Source organism: Clostridioides sp. ZZV14-6153, assembly GCF_020657855.1.
GTDB lineage: Bacteria > Bacillota > Clostridia > Peptostreptococcales > Peptostreptococcaceae > Clostridioides.
Map to the genome: position 1 here is coordinate 251,739 of NZ_JAGWCZ010000002.1, position 15,783 is coordinate 267,521.

At 27.4% G+C, this 15,783-nt stretch carries 15 protein-coding genes and 1 tRNA gene; 14 read left to right on the plus strand and 2 right to left on the minus strand.

Annotated features, from left to right (window positions below):
• The first annotated feature begins 2 nt into the window (after positions 1-2).
• From KGF46_RS03915 to KGF46_RS03930, 4 genes are all read left to right on the plus strand, one after another.
• Positions 3-677, plus strand: coding sequence for a uracil-DNA glycosylase (locus KGF46_RS03915; RefSeq protein WP_227828188.1), 675 nt, complete (start codon positions 3-5; stop codon positions 675-677).
• A gap of 241 nt (positions 678-918) precedes the next feature.
• Positions 919-1,758, plus strand: a complete 840-nt coding sequence (locus KGF46_RS03920) for a G5 domain-containing protein (RefSeq protein ID WP_227828189.1) — start codon at positions 919-921, stop codon at positions 1,756-1,758.
• Between the two features lie 256 nt (positions 1,759-2,014).
• Positions 2,015-2,111, plus strand: a tRNA-Sec gene (locus KGF46_RS03925).
• Between the two features lie 156 nt (positions 2,112-2,267).
• Positions 2,268-2,975 (plus strand): tRNA threonylcarbamoyladenosine dehydratase, encoded by a 708-nt coding sequence (locus KGF46_RS03930; protein WP_227861804.1) that lies wholly within the window; start codon positions 2,268-2,270, stop codon positions 2,973-2,975.
• A gap of 126 nt (positions 2,976-3,101) precedes the next feature.
• Here KGF46_RS03930 and KGF46_RS03935 read toward each other — a convergent pair whose 3' ends face one another.
• Positions 3,102-3,938, minus strand: coding sequence for a ComEC/Rec2 family competence protein (locus tag KGF46_RS03935; protein ID WP_227828191.1), 837 nt, complete (start codon positions 3,936-3,938; stop codon positions 3,102-3,104).
• Between the two features lie 186 nt (positions 3,939-4,124).
• Here KGF46_RS03935 and KGF46_RS03940 point away from each other — a divergent pair, with 186 nt between their 5' ends.
• From KGF46_RS03940 to holA, 4 genes are all read left to right on the plus strand, one after another.
• On the plus strand, positions 4,125-5,030 hold the full coding sequence (locus tag KGF46_RS03940; protein ID WP_227828192.1) for a DUF2156 domain-containing protein: 906 nt from the start codon (positions 4,125-4,127) through the stop codon (positions 5,028-5,030).
• An 8-nt stretch (positions 5,031-5,038) separates the two neighbouring features.
• On the plus strand, positions 5,039-6,223 hold the full coding sequence (eis, locus tag KGF46_RS03945) for a GNAT family N-acetyltransferase (RefSeq protein WP_227828193.1): 1,185 nt from the start codon (positions 5,039-5,041) through the stop codon (positions 6,221-6,223).
• A gap of 129 nt (positions 6,224-6,352) precedes the next feature.
• A complete protein-coding gene (locus KGF46_RS03950; protein WP_227828194.1) occupies positions 6,353-7,633 on the plus strand; it encodes a ComEC/Rec2 family competence protein in 1,281 nt (426 codons plus the stop codon).
• A complete protein-coding gene (gene holA / locus KGF46_RS03955) occupies positions 7,596-8,639 on the plus strand; it encodes a DNA polymerase III subunit delta (protein WP_227828195.1) in 1,044 nt (347 codons plus the stop codon). The genes KGF46_RS03950 and holA overlap by 38 nt, the downstream gene beginning before the upstream one ends.
• A 189-nt stretch (positions 8,640-8,828) precedes the next feature.
• On the opposite strand, the gene rpsT is transcribed toward holA, so the two are convergent.
• The gene (rpsT, locus tag KGF46_RS03960) at positions 8,829-9,095 is read right to left on the minus strand and encodes a 30S ribosomal protein S20 (RefSeq protein ID WP_227432754.1); all 267 of its coding nucleotides are present in this window, start codon (positions 9,093-9,095) and stop codon (positions 8,829-8,831) included.
• Positions 9,096-9,553: 458 nt separating this feature from the next.
• On the opposite strand from rpsT, the gene KGF46_RS03965 reads away from it, so the two are divergent.
• The 6 genes from KGF46_RS03965 (at position 9,554) to KGF46_RS03990 (ending at position 15,550) form a co-directional block, all read left to right on the plus strand.
• Positions 9,554-11,206, plus strand: a complete 1,653-nt coding sequence (locus KGF46_RS03965; RefSeq protein WP_227861805.1) for a cell wall-binding repeat-containing protein — start codon at positions 9,554-9,556, stop codon at positions 11,204-11,206.
• A gap of 259 nt (positions 11,207-11,465) precedes the next feature.
• Positions 11,466-11,987, plus strand: coding sequence for a helix-turn-helix domain-containing protein (locus KGF46_RS03970; protein ID WP_227828197.1), 522 nt, complete (start codon positions 11,466-11,468; stop codon positions 11,985-11,987).
• Positions 11,988-12,062: 75 nt separating this feature from the next.
• Positions 12,063-12,797 carry an alpha/beta fold hydrolase gene (locus KGF46_RS03975; protein WP_413926589.1) on the plus strand — a complete coding sequence of 245 codons (735 nt, stop codon included), beginning with the start codon at positions 12,063-12,065 and terminating at the stop codon, positions 12,795-12,797.
• A 484-nt stretch (positions 12,798-13,281) separates the two neighbouring features.
• The gene (gpr, locus tag KGF46_RS03980) at positions 13,282-14,232 is read left to right on the plus strand and encodes a GPR endopeptidase (protein ID WP_227828199.1); all 951 of its coding nucleotides are present in this window, start codon (positions 13,282-13,284) and stop codon (positions 14,230-14,232) included.
• Positions 14,233-14,249: 17 nt separating this feature from the next.
• Positions 14,250-15,257, plus strand: coding sequence for a stage II sporulation protein P (spoIIP, locus tag KGF46_RS03985; RefSeq protein ID WP_227828200.1), 1,008 nt, complete (start codon positions 14,250-14,252; stop codon positions 15,255-15,257).
• Positions 15,258-15,286: 29 nt separating this feature from the next.
• Positions 15,287-15,550, plus strand: coding sequence for a hypothetical protein (locus tag KGF46_RS03990; RefSeq protein ID WP_227842133.1), 264 nt, complete (start codon positions 15,287-15,289; stop codon positions 15,548-15,550).
• Positions 15,551-15,783 lie beyond the last annotated feature (233 nt).

A 15,783-nucleotide genomic window follows, 5' to 3' on the forward strand; every position in this document is an offset into this window, starting at 1 on the left:
CTATGGTTAATTTAGGAAACGATTGGAATGAATTATTAAAAGAAGAATTTGAAAAAGAATATTATTTGAATTTAAGAAAATTCCTTATAGATGAATATAAGACACGTCAAATTTTTCCTAATATGCATAACATATATGAAGCTTTAAAACACACTTCATATAAAGATACAAAAGTTTTAATACTAGGACAAGACCCCTACCATGGAGATAATCAAGCTCATGGTTTAGCTTTTTCAGTTCAACCACAAGTAAAAACTCCACCATCTCTATTAAATATGTACAAAGAGTTAAAAGAAGATTTAGGATGCTTTATACCTAATAATGGATACTTAATGCCTTGGGCAGACCAAGGTGTTTTACTTTTAAATACAGCACTTACTGTTAGAGCACATGAAGCTAATTCTCATAAAAATAAAGGGTGGGAAATTTTCACAGATAGAGTAATTTCTATTTTAAGTGACCGTGAAGACCCAGTAATTTTTGTATTGTGGGGAAGTAATGCACGTAAAAAAGTAGAATTGATTGATACAAGTAAGCATTATATTTTGGAAGCACCTCATCCAAGTCCATTATCAGCAAGTAAAGGTTTTTTTGGATGTAATCACTTCTCTAAGATAAATGAAATTCTCGAAAAGCTAGGAAAAGAACCTATCAATTGGCAGATAGAAAATATATAAAGATAAAAGGTAACAAAACGATAACAAAACAACAATAAACAATGACATTGTTGTAACTAATAGAAATATGCTTTAATAGTTGAAAATACTATATATGCATATTTCTATTTTTTTGTCAAGTTGACAACTCTTGAAAAAATAGTTACAATTTAGTTACACAAAAAACAAAAAAGAAATTTACGAAGCAGAATATTACGAAGCAAAATATATAGTGTAAAAAATTTGAGGGAGGAAATTTTATATGAATTTAAAGAAATTGAGTAATGTTAAAGTCTCGGCAATGGCGGTTGTTTTATCAGTTGGAATTTTATCAGGATACTCTGCACTTAATAAACAAGTAACATTGGTAGTAAAAGGAGAAGAGAGAACTGTATCTACATTTAGATCTAATGTAGGAGACCTTTTGGAAGCTCAAAACATTAGCTATGATGGAAATGATATAGTTAGTTTGGATGTAAATTCAAAGTTATCTAATGGAGATAAAATAGAAGTAATTGATGTTAAGGAAAAAACAGTTGTAGAGACTAAAGACATTCCATTTGAAGTTACAGTTGTTGAAGATAACTCTTTGTCAAAAGGAGATTCTAAAGTTAAAGAAGAAGGAAAATCTGGTAAAAGTGAATTAGTATATAAAGAAACTTATCACAATGGTAAGAAAGTAGAAAAGGAATTTGTGAAAAAAGTTGTTACATCTGAGCCAGTTAATAAAGTTGTAAATAAAGGAACAAAAGTAGAAATGCAAGTAGCTTCATCAAGGGGAGAAAGTTCAAGAAGGATGGCTTCATCTTCTTCAAGTAGCAGTAGTAGTAACAATGGTAGAAGTATGAGAGTTGTAGCAACTGCATATTCTGGTCATAGTATAACTGCAACAGGAACAAAGCCTAAGTGGGGAACAATAGCTGTAGACCCTAAGGTTATACCATATGGAACGAAAGTATATATACCTCAATTTGATATGGTATTTACTGCTGAAGACTGTGGTGGTGCAATAAAAGGAAATAAAATTGATATATTTATGAATGATTCAAAGACAGTTTATAACTGGGGAAGAAAAACTATAGATATACGTATATTAAAATAATTAAATAATTTGTATTTATACTGGAAATTATATTTTGATTAAATAGAGGAAAATTCTTTATAGATAATTAAAATATGCTTTCCAGTTTTTAAGTTTATAAATATAATTATAAATATAATAAGAAGATATATAAATATTAATTGCTATAGATAAAAACTATTTAAAATATGATTTACTATCAAATTAATCTATAAAAATTGTTGCAAAGAGTCAAAATATATGATATTATAGATTTCGTTGAGAAACGTTTCGTTATGGGAGTGGATGGGTGCCGGTGTGCCCTCTAGTCTTCAAAACTAGTATGAGGGGTTAAGAGCCTCTTAGGTGGGTTCGATTCCCACGCATTCCCGCCAGTATAAAGGGTATCTTTTAATATTAAAAGATACCTTTTTAAATTTAAAAATTATTTTGAGATAATTTACTTTTAGTGATATATAATATTTAGTATTATATAATGTAAATTTTCTAATACTAATATTATGTATATAAAAGTGTAGGAGAGTGGAAAAATGGAAAATAACTTTACAACGAGGACTAGTTTTCTAGTTGGAGATGATGGGATAGAAAAACTTAAAAATTCAAATGTAATAGTATTTGGAGTTGGAGGAGTAGGTAGTTTTACTGTTGAAGCTTTAGCAAGAGCTGGAGTGGGTAATCTCACTATTGTCGATTTTGATGATGTAGATATAACAAATATAAATAGACAAATACCAGCATTACATTCAACTGTGGGAAAATATAAAGTTGATGTTATGGAAGAAAGGATTTTAGATATAAATCCTAATATTAATATAAAAAAAATAAGAAATCTTTATAATAAAGATACTAGCAGTGAAATATTAATTGAAAAATATGATTATGTTGTGGATGCAATAGATATGGTAAGCTCAAAGATACATTTAATTGAAACATGTGAAAAAAAAGGTTTAAAAATAATAAGCTCTATGGGGATGGGAAATAAATTAGACCCAACTAAAATAGTTGTTACTGATATACACAAAACAAGCACTTGTCCTCTAGCTAAAGTCATGAGAAAAGAGCTTAGAGATAGAGGAATTAAAAAATTAAAGGTGGTATATTCAACTGAACAACCAATAGAACTTAAAAAGAAAGTTATGAATGGGAAAAAGGTAACACCAGGTAGTGTATCATTTGTGCCATCTGCTGGAGGACTAGTAATTGCATCTGTAATAGTTAATGAATTATTAGGGGAATAAATGTTAAATGTTTTATTTATAAATTTTATAGACACATTTTAAAGGCTAAAAGCATCAATATAAAACCATTTTATGTTGATACTTTTAGCCTAGTTCTGTTATGTAGTTACAGTTTTATTTCTTATGTTAAGTGTCTATTTTATATTTGTGTTTTGTAAATATCATTTTACCATCACTATAAAAAACAATATCACCTATTTTATCTGTCCTATAAATTGATATATTGTTTTGTTTTAAATTATTGATAACTTCCTTATGAGGATGACCGTATTGATTTTTATATCCACATGATATTGCGGCTATATCTGGATGAATTTTTTCAATAAATTCTGACGTAGTTGATGAATTGCTTCCATGATGACCTATTTTTATAAAATTGATATTATCTAATTTAAAATAATGTAAAATTTCTTTTTCAATTGGTTCTTCAGCATCGCCCATAAATAAAAATGAGGTGTCATTAAAGTTTAATTTAAAAACTATTGAATTTAAATTAGATTCTTCTTGTATATATGAAGGACTTAATACATATATATTTATATTGTTATCAATATTTAAAACATCATCTCTGTATAGATACTGAATAGATAGTTTTTTATCATTACAAGAACTTATTAGGTTTTGATAAGCTTCACTTTCTGTTGATTGTTCAGGCATATAGATGGAGTTTACATTAAATTTTTTTATGACATTATCAAGACTACCTATATGGTCGGAATCTGGGTGTGTGGCTATTATTATATCGATGGTTTTTATTCTTTTTTGTTTCAAGTAACTAGTAACTATATTTCCACTATCTTCATCACCTCCATCAATTAATATATTTTTCTTTGTAGGTGTTTGTACTAAAAGACTATCACCTTGTCCAACATCTATCATATGTATAGATAGTAGAGATTTTTTGTCACAACCACTTAAAAGTGATATTATAATAAGTGTTAATAAAAAAATTTTATTTCTCAATAAAAAATCACTCCAGTCATTACATGTTTATATAATTTTATGATGGGTAATATAAGATATATGGGAACTATCCTATTTTATATTTTAGACAATATAAGTGAAATTAATACCATAACTAAATTGGAGTTTTTATAGATACAAAATAAAATTTTAAAAAATTAAGCAATAAAAAGGTAGGAGGATTTTATGTTTTTCAAAGATATTGAACTAAATTCAAAAAAGGAGCTAGACCCTTATTTTGATTTAGTAGATTATGAAGCTTGTGAGTACTGTTTTAGTACTTTATATATGTGGCAACATGTTTATAAGACAGGATATTATATAGGTGAAGATTTTGCTGTTTTAGTTGGTGAATACGAAGGAGATAGTTTCTCAATATTACCACTTGCTAAAAAAGACAAACTTCCAGAAGTTGTAGATTTTGTACTTGAGTATTTTTCACATAACAACAAAAAAATATACTTAAGAGGTATTACTACTGAAGTGGTAGAATTTCTAAAAGAAAAATACCCAAATAGATTTGAGTATATAGAAGAAAGAGATTTATTTGACTATATCTATGATGCAGAAAGTTTAAGAACATTAGCTGGAAAAAAGAATCAAAAGAAGAGAAATCACATAAATTATTTCTTAAAAGAATATGCAGGTAGATATGAAGCAAGATTATTAGATAAAGAAAACTTCAATGAATGTTTAGTATTAATGAAAGAATGGGAAAGTAACAAAGAAGAAAATAACGAATTTGATGAAAGCATGGATGATGAATTGGTTGGTATCAAAAAGATATTTAACAATTACGATATTTTAAAAGATAAAGTAAAAGTGTTTGGTGTATATGTGGATGGAAAATTAGAAGCATTTAGTATCGGAGAGCTTTTAAATAAAAACATGGCATTAATTCATATAGAAAAAGCCAATCCTGATATAAGAGGCTTATATCCATTTATAAACCAACAATTTTTAGTAAGTGAATTTGAAGATGTTGAATTTGTAAATAGAGAAGAAGACTTAGGTATTGAAGGTCTGAGAAAAGCTAAACTTTCTTACCACCCTTGTAGATTTGTTGAAAAGTACAGTGTTAGGGAGGCTTAATAAACTATATGGAGATTAGGTATGCTAAAGACGAAGAAATAGAAAGTATAAAAGAAATATGGAGTTATTGCTTTAATGACAGTGAAAGTTTCATGAAATACTATTTTAATGATAAATATAAATATGAAAATACTGTAATAGCTTTAGATGAAGGAAAAATTGTTTCCTCTCTTCAGCTAAACCAGTATAAATTAAGCTTAAATAGTAAGGTATACAATACATCGTATGTAGTAGGGGTTTCTACACTTCCTGAGGGGAGAGGAACTGGTTATATGAGTAAAGTTATTAAATTTACTTTAAATGAGTTGTATAAGAAAGGACAACTAGTATCTATATTAATGCCAATTGACTATAGACTTTATAGAAGATTTGGATATGAGCACTGTTATGACCAAATTGAATATACTATCAAAACAGATGATTTAAAAAATTTCAAGGCAAATGGAAAAATGATAAAAGCTGATTTATCACAAATTGATGATTTAATTAAAATAGATAAAGTATTTTTAAATGAGGTTAATGGTAATGTGTTAAAAGATGAACATTATTATGAAAACTTATTTAAAGAAATCCAAAGTGAAGACGGACATTTATATATCCATGAAGGTAATGAAAAAGATGGATATATAATTTATTTTCTTCAAGGAGATAAAATGTTTGTCAGAGAGCTATTTTATAAAAACATAGATGCTCTTAAATCAATGCTTAAATTTATATATAATCACAATACTCAATGTAAGATAGCTTCTATAGCTACTCCTACAATAGATAAGATAAGGTTTATATTAGACAACCCTAAAGATTGTGAGATAAAAATAAAACCTTTTATGATGGGAAGAGTTATAAATGTAAAGCAATTTATTGAAGATATAGATATTGATAAGGATATTAATAGTTCTATAAAATTATATATAGAAGATAAATTTATAGAAGAAAATAATGGACTATTCAAAGTCTCTATACAAAATAAGAAAGTAATAGTGGAAAAATTAAATAAAGAATGCACAGAAGGGCTTCAAGAGTGTTTTGATATTAAATTAGATATAAATGCTTTAACACAATTGGCATTTTCTTATACAGACGTTGAAGAAGCACTTTTATTAAATAATATAGAAGGTATTTCAAAAGAAACAATAGAAATACTTAATTGCATTTTTTCTAAAAAAGACAATTATATAAATGAATATATATAGAAGTGAAAATACGTCAAAAGATTTTAATAAATCTTTTGACGTATTCTTTTGTTTATAGAATAATTTCTTTTGTTTAAAAAATCTTTATTTGAAAATAATCTAAATAATATGTTTTATAGAGGAGTGATTATGATTCAAATAAGAAGACCTTTACTAATTATATTAATATTTGTGATAGCTGTATCTTTTATTATCACAAATAAGAAGAAAGAGGATGAAAAATTTAATGATAAGATAATAACTATACAAGGAACAGTCAAAGGAAGATTTGAAAAGCCTAGATATAATCAGTATAAAGTAGGAGCTTTCCTAATAAATGATTACACAAGAACTAAAAATTTGAAAATTGGTCAGAAAGTTAATGTTACAGGTAAATTTAAAAGTTTAGGTAAAATGAAATATGAAGATTTTGATTATGGAAGATATATAAAAAGTACTGGATATAAAGGTATAATATATATAAATAGTTATAAAATTATTGGTAAAAATAAAATATATGACTTAATAGGTAAAATAAAGCTTTACATAAATAAAACTTATAGATATTTATATAAGAAAAATTCAGATTTTATAAATTCTATATTGTTAGCAGAGGTTGAAAATTTGACAGATGAACAAAAAGAAATGTTCACTAGGACAGGAACTAGTCATGTAATATCTATATCTGGTCTTCATACAAGCATACTATGTGTTGTAATTGCTTTTCTATTAAGAGGTATAAATAAATTGTATAAATTATTAATATTGTCGATTTTTATATCTTTATATTGTATAATGGTAGGTGCGTCTCCATCTATAATTAGGTCTATAGCATTTGTTATGGTTTTCTATTTATCAGTCTTTATTAATAGAAAAAAGGATGGAATATCAACACTGTCTCTAATAGGGATAGTTTTAATTATAAATAACCCCTATGTTATATATAATGTAAGTTTTCAATTATCTTTTTTAGCTACATTCTCTATACTAATATTTTACAATAAAATAAATAGTATTATAAAATTAAGTATGGTATCATTGACAATATCGTCAAATATATTAACCTTGCCTATAATATATTATACATTTAAAGGTATACCATTGGTTTCAATCATAGGAAATTTAATAATAGTACCATTTATAGGTATAATAATGTATTTGAGTATTGCAAGTTTAATAATATTTAAAATAAGTGTAGTAATAGCTAAAATAATAGCTTTATTCAACAGCACATTGATAGAAATCATATTTTTTTTACTAGATAAACTCAGCAATTTAAATTTTGCATATATTGATATAGATAACCCTAAACTTTATATTGTAGTGATTTATTACATAGGAGTATTTTTTTACATATTTTACATAGAAGGAAAAGAGATAAAGGAGCAAGAAAATGGATTACAAGGATATTATAAGGAATATAAAAGATAAAAAACTTGAGAAAATGTATCTTTTTTATGGCAGAGAGTATTATTTAATAGAAAATGCAATAAAAGTCTTTAAAGAGAATTTAAACGAAGGAATGCTCGATTTTAACTTAGATATAATAGATGGAAAGGAAATAGTCTTAAATCAGCTTATAAGCTCTATAGAGACACTTCCTTTTATGGATGATAGAAAAATAGTAATAGTAAAAGACTTTGAGTTACTAAAAGGAAAGAAAAAGAATTTTACAGATAGCGACGAAAAATACTTGATAGAGCATTTAGATAATACTCCAGACACTACCACTATAGTTTTTGTTGTATATGGAGATATAGACAAAAGAAAATCTTTAGTTAAAAAGATAGGTAATAATGGAATTGTTTTTAATTGTGACAAGCTTTCTGATATGGACTTATTTAAGTGGATAAAAAAATCTTTTGCTCTAAATGAAGTTATAATAGAAAACTCTCAAATAATGTATTTTATTGAACAAGAAGGATATAGAGATAAAAGTAGTGAAAAGACTTTATCAGACTTAGAAAACGAGATAAATAAAATTAGTTCATTTGTTGGAAAGGGAAATAGTGTAACTAATGATGTAATAGATAAATTATCTCCTAAAAAGGTTGAAAATGATATATTTAAGTTAATTGATTATATTGGAGAGCAAAGTGCTTCTAATGCAATGAAAATATTGAATGATATGATACAAGAAGGCGAATCTGTTTTAGGTATATTTTCTATGATAGCTAGACAATTTAAAATAGTTATGCAAGTAAGACAATTACAACTAGAGGGATACTCAGCAAAACTTATAGCAGATAAATTAAAAATGCATCAATTTGTAATAGGAAAAGCATTAAAACAGACTAAAAACTTCTCTGATGATATAATCATAGAAATTTTAAACTATATATTAGAAAGCGATTATAAAATAAAAACAGGACTTATAAGGGATACTTTAGCAGTAGAAATGTTGGTTAGTAGATACTGTAAAAGGCAAGCAATGTAAAAAACTTATATATTAATAAAAAATAAATAGCAAGATATGTTATAGTTCAAAGTACAAGTAGGCTAAATTGAGTCTAAGAGTATATAATCAACTATAATATGTCTAACTATTTATTTTTTATTGTATAAATTTCCAAAATAAAAAACCCCTGCATAGGGGTTATTATATATAAGAAATATAAACTGGTAATTAAGCGTTCATACCGTTTAACTTTTGAGCTAATTTAGCTACTTTTCTAGCTGCAGCATTCTTATGTATAGTTCCTTTAGAAGCTACTTGGTATATTCTCTTTTGAGCATATTGGAACTTAACAACAGCATCCTCTCTGTTTCCAGCTGCAACAGCATCTTCGAATCTTCTTATTGCAGTTTTTATTTGAGATTTTCTAACTCTATTTAAAGCAGTTTTCTTTTCGATAACACTTATTCTTTTCTTAGCTGATTTTATATTTGCCACCGTGTTCACCTCCCTGTATTTTTTTCTCATATTCATCGTCAACATATTAGATTTTAACAGAAATAAATCTAAAAATCAAGGATTATTATTTATATATTTTAATAATGTTTTTTATTTTGATTTTTTAGACTATAGATTGTGTATAAATAATTTGCAATATCTTGTTTTTAGGTTGGTATATTTTGTGTTTTAAATATTTTAATATATATAAATTAATATTTCATTTTTGTAACAAATATTTTGATATAATACAAACTATTTACATACATTTTGATAGTATTTCCAATAATTATAAGATAATGCAAGAAATTACTCATTTTTGTAAATTTAATAAAAAATTTATAAAAATATAAATTTATATGTTTAATTAAGATAATTTTTCCAATAATTGAGATGTTTTTTTCATTTTATAGTATATTATTTAAGTAGAACTATAATATTTAGGAGGTATTTATATTATGAAAATATGTAAAAAATTATTAACTATGGGAATTTCATTCTTGTTAGTGATTTCTACTTTTCCAATAGTATCAAATGCACTAAGTTCGATTGATAGTATAAATGGTAAAGATAAGTATGAAACTTCAGCTATTATTGCAGATAGGCAGAATTATACTAAAGCCATCCTTATCAATGTGGATAATAGTTTAGCAGATGGATTATCAGCAAGTGGATTGGCTGGAGTTGAAAACGCACCAATATTATTGACTAAGAAAGATGAGATACCAGACTCAACATTAAAAAGACTTAATAATGTTAAAAAAGTGTACATAATAGGAGGAAATAATTCTATAGGAAGCAAAGTAGAGAATTTATTAAAGGAAAAAAATATTGACGTTGAAAGAATTGAAGGAAAAGATAGACTTAGTACAAGTTATAAGGTAAGTGACAAGATTTTAGAATTAAAAGGTACTTCAGGTAATGTACTGGTAGCAAATGGATTTAAAGGTGAAGCTGATGCTATAAGTGCAGCTTCAGTTGCATTTAAAAATGAGATACCTGTATTACTTACTAATGGCTCAGATATGCCTGAGCTTAAAATTAAAGGAGATAAAATATTTGCATTTGGTTCAACAAATACTATGAGTAATCAACTTGTAGAAAAATTAGGAGCAACTAGATTAGGTGGAATTGATAGATATGAGACTAATAAAAAGATAGTTCAACAGTTTTATGGTGGTGCTAAAGAATTTTATGTAGCTAGTGGCAGTGACCTAGTTTATCCGCTAATTGGCTCAACTCTAGCTGAAAGTAAACCAATTGTATTAGTTGGAAATGGAAGTAACAAAAGTATACTTAAAGGTGCTACTAAAATAACATCAATAGGGAATATTGATGCTTCTATAATAACACAATGTTTGAATGTAACTAATAATGTAGGTGACACTAATACAGGCGTAGTCAAAAACAATACAAACGAGGAGTATCCTTTAAAAGGAATGTTAGAGCAGTTTGGTCTTAATACAACAGGAAAATTTGGATGGGACATTAATTATGGTGGAAATGAAAATGGGAATGAACTTAGAGCAGATGGCAAATATTATTATATAAATAAAGGATATGCAGGATTAGGTGCATACGCTGCTGCATTTGCAGGTGAACCATACAAGAGTGTAATATTTAAAAATCTTGACCCTATAAAAATTATAGCAGGCAAAGAGTTGCTTACTTATGAGCAGACTAAAAATGAACTTGTAGTAATTAGAAATTTCCTAAATAGTTTCGATTGGAGAAATGCATCTGATATGGAAAAGGCGAATAGAGCTGCAAAACTGGTAATAGAGTCAAAATATGTGAGTGGGATAGCACATGATACAAATGTATATGGAAATCTTGTTGAAAAACGTGGTTCATGTGGAAGTTTTGCAAGTAGCTTTCATGTATTGACAAGGCTAATGGGAATGAATTCGATATATCAGGAAGATGGAGCCTTAAACCATACTTGGAACTATGTGCAAATTGACGGTAAGTGGTATGAATTTGATGGTTCTGAAGTTGTATTATATAGAACTTCAGCAGAGTTTAATTTTTCTAGACTAGAAAATGCAACAAAAACTATGCCTAAGTACTATGATGCTAAGGCATTATCTGTATTAGGCTTCAACCAATAAAACAAGAAAGGTTCTTTAGGGAGCCTTTTTTATGATTGAATATCTTTAAACTCTTCAAAAAGTTGGATAAACACTTTCAAAAATATGTTTATCATTTAATTATTTATATTGAAAAAACATGTACATATATGATGGATTTTATAAATGTATTATTAACAATAAAATAAATATCGAAAAACTAACATGATTTTTAACGTTTTTACATTGAACAGTTGAATAGACTATAATATTTTTATAGATTAAAGAAAGGGATGATAAGATGGATGTAGTAAAATTGATTCTAAATCCTGCTAGACTTCGTATTTTACAGTATATTCGACTTCATGGCAGTGTTCGTACATCTGATATAGTGAAGTATTTGAATGATATTCCTCGCGCAACGGTTTATCATCATGTCAAAATTTTAGAAGAGAATAATATGATTGAAGTAGTCAAAGAAAATCGTGTGCGTGGTACGATTGAAAAGGTTTATGCACTAAAGGAAGATGAAGTGCCAATGGAAGGTGAGGCATTTGTTGCACTTTCTACAGCATTTCATATAGGGTTAATGCAGGAAATGAATGAGTATTTTAGCAGGAAAAATCAAGACCATAAAAAAGATAATGTACTTTTTACTTCAGCATTGTTATATATGACTGATAATGAATATAAAGATCTTCTTCAAAATATAGCTAATTTATTGAAACCATATGTAGATCAAAAACCTAAATCGAATCTAAGGCTTCGAAAACTCTCAATTATATCTTCTCCACCTGTAGTGGATGATGACAAGAAGAAATAACATTCATTTTATTTTTATAAGGAGAGGTGACATATGAAATTTCATGAATTTGGAAATAAAAAAAGTCCACATATAATGTTGATTCATGGAGGTGGGAACGCATGGTGGAACTATTTACGACAAGCACAGGTCTTGTCTGAAAACTATTATGTAATACTTCCTACATTGGATGGTCATGGAGAAGAATATGAGAATACATATATTTCCACAGAGGATACAGCAGACAAGTTAGTAGAATATATAGATAAAGAATGTGGTGGTCATATTTTTGCTTTGTGTGGTGTGTCACTTGGTGGTCAAATTGTGATGGAGCTTTTATCTCGAAAACCTGATATTACCCAAAAGGCAATTATTGATGGTAGTATATGCTACCCAAGACCTACTATGGCAAGGTTTTGTATTGCTGGTATTCGTTTTTGTGGAGGACTTCTATTTAGTGAGAAGGCCTGTCGTTTTCAAATTGCTATGATGCCAAAGCTATTACCTAAAAATATGCAGTACCCAGATGAAATCAAAGCATATTATATGCAGGATATGCCACATGTCAGAAAAGAAACATTATATAATATGTATCGTACTTATATGATGCAATATACACTTAAGGATAGCGTCAAAAAAACCACAGCACAAGTGATGTACTGGTATGGAGAAAAAGAAATGAAGTGTGTCAAAAGCTCTGCGAAAATGTTTCAGTCTTATGTGGCCTCATGTAGGATTTATGAAGCTAAAGGTTATAATCATGGTTATCTCTCTCTTTATCTTCCAAATGAGTGGCTAGCAATTGCTGAACCATTCTTTCAACAGAAATAAATGAAGTGAACAAGTCATTCTACTATGAACATAAAGTTTAGAAGATGCAACAAAGAACATGCCTATTTACTATGATGCTAAAATATTATCTGTATTAGGCTTCAACCAATAAAACAAGAAAGGTACTTTAGAGAGCCTTTTTTATGATTGAACATTTTTAAACCCTTCAAAAAGTTGAATAAACACTTTCAAAAATATGTTTATCATTTAATTGTTTTAGAGGAAATATATAATGAATGAAATCTTGGGAAGAAAGTGATAAATAGATTAAAAGGTAGCGCCTATGTAAATAGTTGCTACCTTTTTATATTTGTAAATAAATGATAGATAAGGAAGTTTACTGACCATTTACTGACCAAACTCGATTTTCTTACATTGAAAGCCTTAATTTTACTTGTTTTAAATAAATTTATAGTTTTTTGTTATAAAATACTAAATTTTGTTAACAATTATAATTAGCATTTAATTTATACTGGAGGTTTATATGATTAATGTAAGAACAGATTTAGCTTTAGAAGCTAGTGAAATGTGTGAAAAGTCTCAAGAAGGAAGTAGTATTCCTGGGGTAGAAATAGAAACTAAAGAATTAGAAAATTGTATTGTAACAAAAGTTGAAGTAATAGATGAACAAGGTTCAGAGATAATGAACAAAGATATAGGAAAATATATAACCCTAGAAAGTAATCTTATGAAATTTGATGATGATGAGTCAAGAGAAGAAATGATAAGTTATTTAAAAGATGAATTGGTAGATGTGTTTGGACAAGACAAAAACAAAAAGACACTAGTAATTGGTCTTGGAAATAGAAATATTACTTCTGATGCATTGGGTCCAAAAAGTGTATCTAAAACACTGGTAACTAGACATCTCTTTAAAAATTATAACAAGGATTATGATGATGATTTTACTGAGGTATCAGCTTTAAGCCCAGGGGTTATGGGTGTTACTGGAATAGAAACTAGTGAAGTAGTGAAGTCATTAGTTGAGAAAGTGAAGCCAGATAGAGTAGTAGCAATAGATGCACTAGCATCAAGAAAAATGGAAAGAGTAAACTCTACTATACAAATATCAACAGCAGGAATATCACCTGGTGGAGGTGTTGGTAATACAAGAAAATCTCTCACTAAAGAAACTTTAGGAGTGGATGTTATTGCAATAGGAGTTCCAACTGTGGTTGACGCAGCAACTCTTACTATAGATGTTTTGGATATGGCAATAGATAATTTAATATCTCAGTCAGAAGAAACAGAAAGTTTTTATAATATGTTGAAAAAACTTAAAGAAGAAGAAAAATATCATCTAATAAAAGATTCATTAGACCCATATGATAAGAATTTAATCGTAACACCAAAAGATATAGATGATACAATTGAAAATCTATCTATAATAATAAGTGAAGGTCTAAATAGGTCTTTACATCCAGGTAGATTGTAAAATAAGGAGGAGCAAATATGTTTAAAAAATGCATTAAAGTAGTAACCTTGACTTTTATATTAGCATGCATTTTACCAGGAAAATCATTGGCTTTAAATCAAGATGACTTTTTGAAATTTTTAGTAAATTCATCTTATCCAGAAGCTAAAGTCGAAGGAAATAATACAGAAAATAAAAAGAGTGATAAAAATAAAGAAACAAGTAAAGAAAGTAAAGATGAAAATAAAAAATCTGAGGATGTAAGTAAAGCTGATAATAAGAAAGAAAGTGAAAAAGAATATATAAAACTTTATGTTGGTAAAGAAAATGTTCCAGACATTGAGTCAAAAAACTCAGATACAACTGAAACTAGTACTGCATCTAGTGAAGATTATAAAGATGATTTAAGAGTGACTAAAGAAAATCCAAGAATCTTGATATATCATACTCATGGATGTGAAACTTATTCAAATTCACCTGATGGAAATTATCATTCAAGAGATAAGAAAAATTCAGTAATGGAAGTAGGAAATGCATTAACTAGTGCTTTAGACAGTAAGGGATGGGGTGTAGTCCATACTACTAAATACCATGACTATCCATCTTATAATAACTCTTATGCAAGTAGTTTAAAAACAATAAAAAGTATACTCCCTAAATATAATACAGTGGACATAGCAATAGATTTACATAGGGATGCTAGGGATTTAACTAATCCAGCCACTAAAGAAAAAGACCATTTAAAATATACAACTATGATAAATGGAGAGAGAGTATCTAAATTCTTCTTTGTTGTAGGAGGAAAAAATGAAAATAAAGCACAGCTTAGAGCTTTAGCAGATGATATAACTGCTTTTGCTGAAAAGAAATATCCAGGCTTGGTGTCTCCAATAGTAGAAAAAGATTATGCTAGATTTAATCAATTTGCAGTTAAAAATCACATGTTAATAGAAATTGGAAATAATGCAACAAGTATAGAAGAATCTAAGGCTACTACAAAGTATCTTGCTGAAATTTTAGATGAATATTTTAAACAAAAAAATTAGATTGTTTAGTATAATTAGGAGCATGTTGAATGAGCCGATTAGAAAGAAATATAGAAGGTAAAAGTAAACAAAGAAAATATAAGTATATTATGAGAATTATATTTTTAGTTATTATGATTATAGGTACATCAGTTTGTGTATTTATAGTTGACAGTAATGCTAAAAGTATGTTGGGAATAAAACAACATAATTATTTCTCAAGTATTAAATTTGATATTACAAAGCTTGATATACCAAAGCTTGATATACCAAATTTTGATATACACAAAATTGTTGAAAAATTTAATAAGTAGTAAATAAGTGAATAAGGTTTATTGATTAAAATAAGCCTTATTTTAGTTATGTATCTTTAATTGTATAAAATAAAAATACATTAACTATCTTTTATAGGATTTACTTTAAGTTTATGATATTATATAATATTTAGTGTTAGGCTTGATAATCCACATATAATGTGGATAATTTTGTTTAATGCCAATTAGTTTATATTCAAAAATTTAAAATTTGATATATAAAAAGTTTTTAT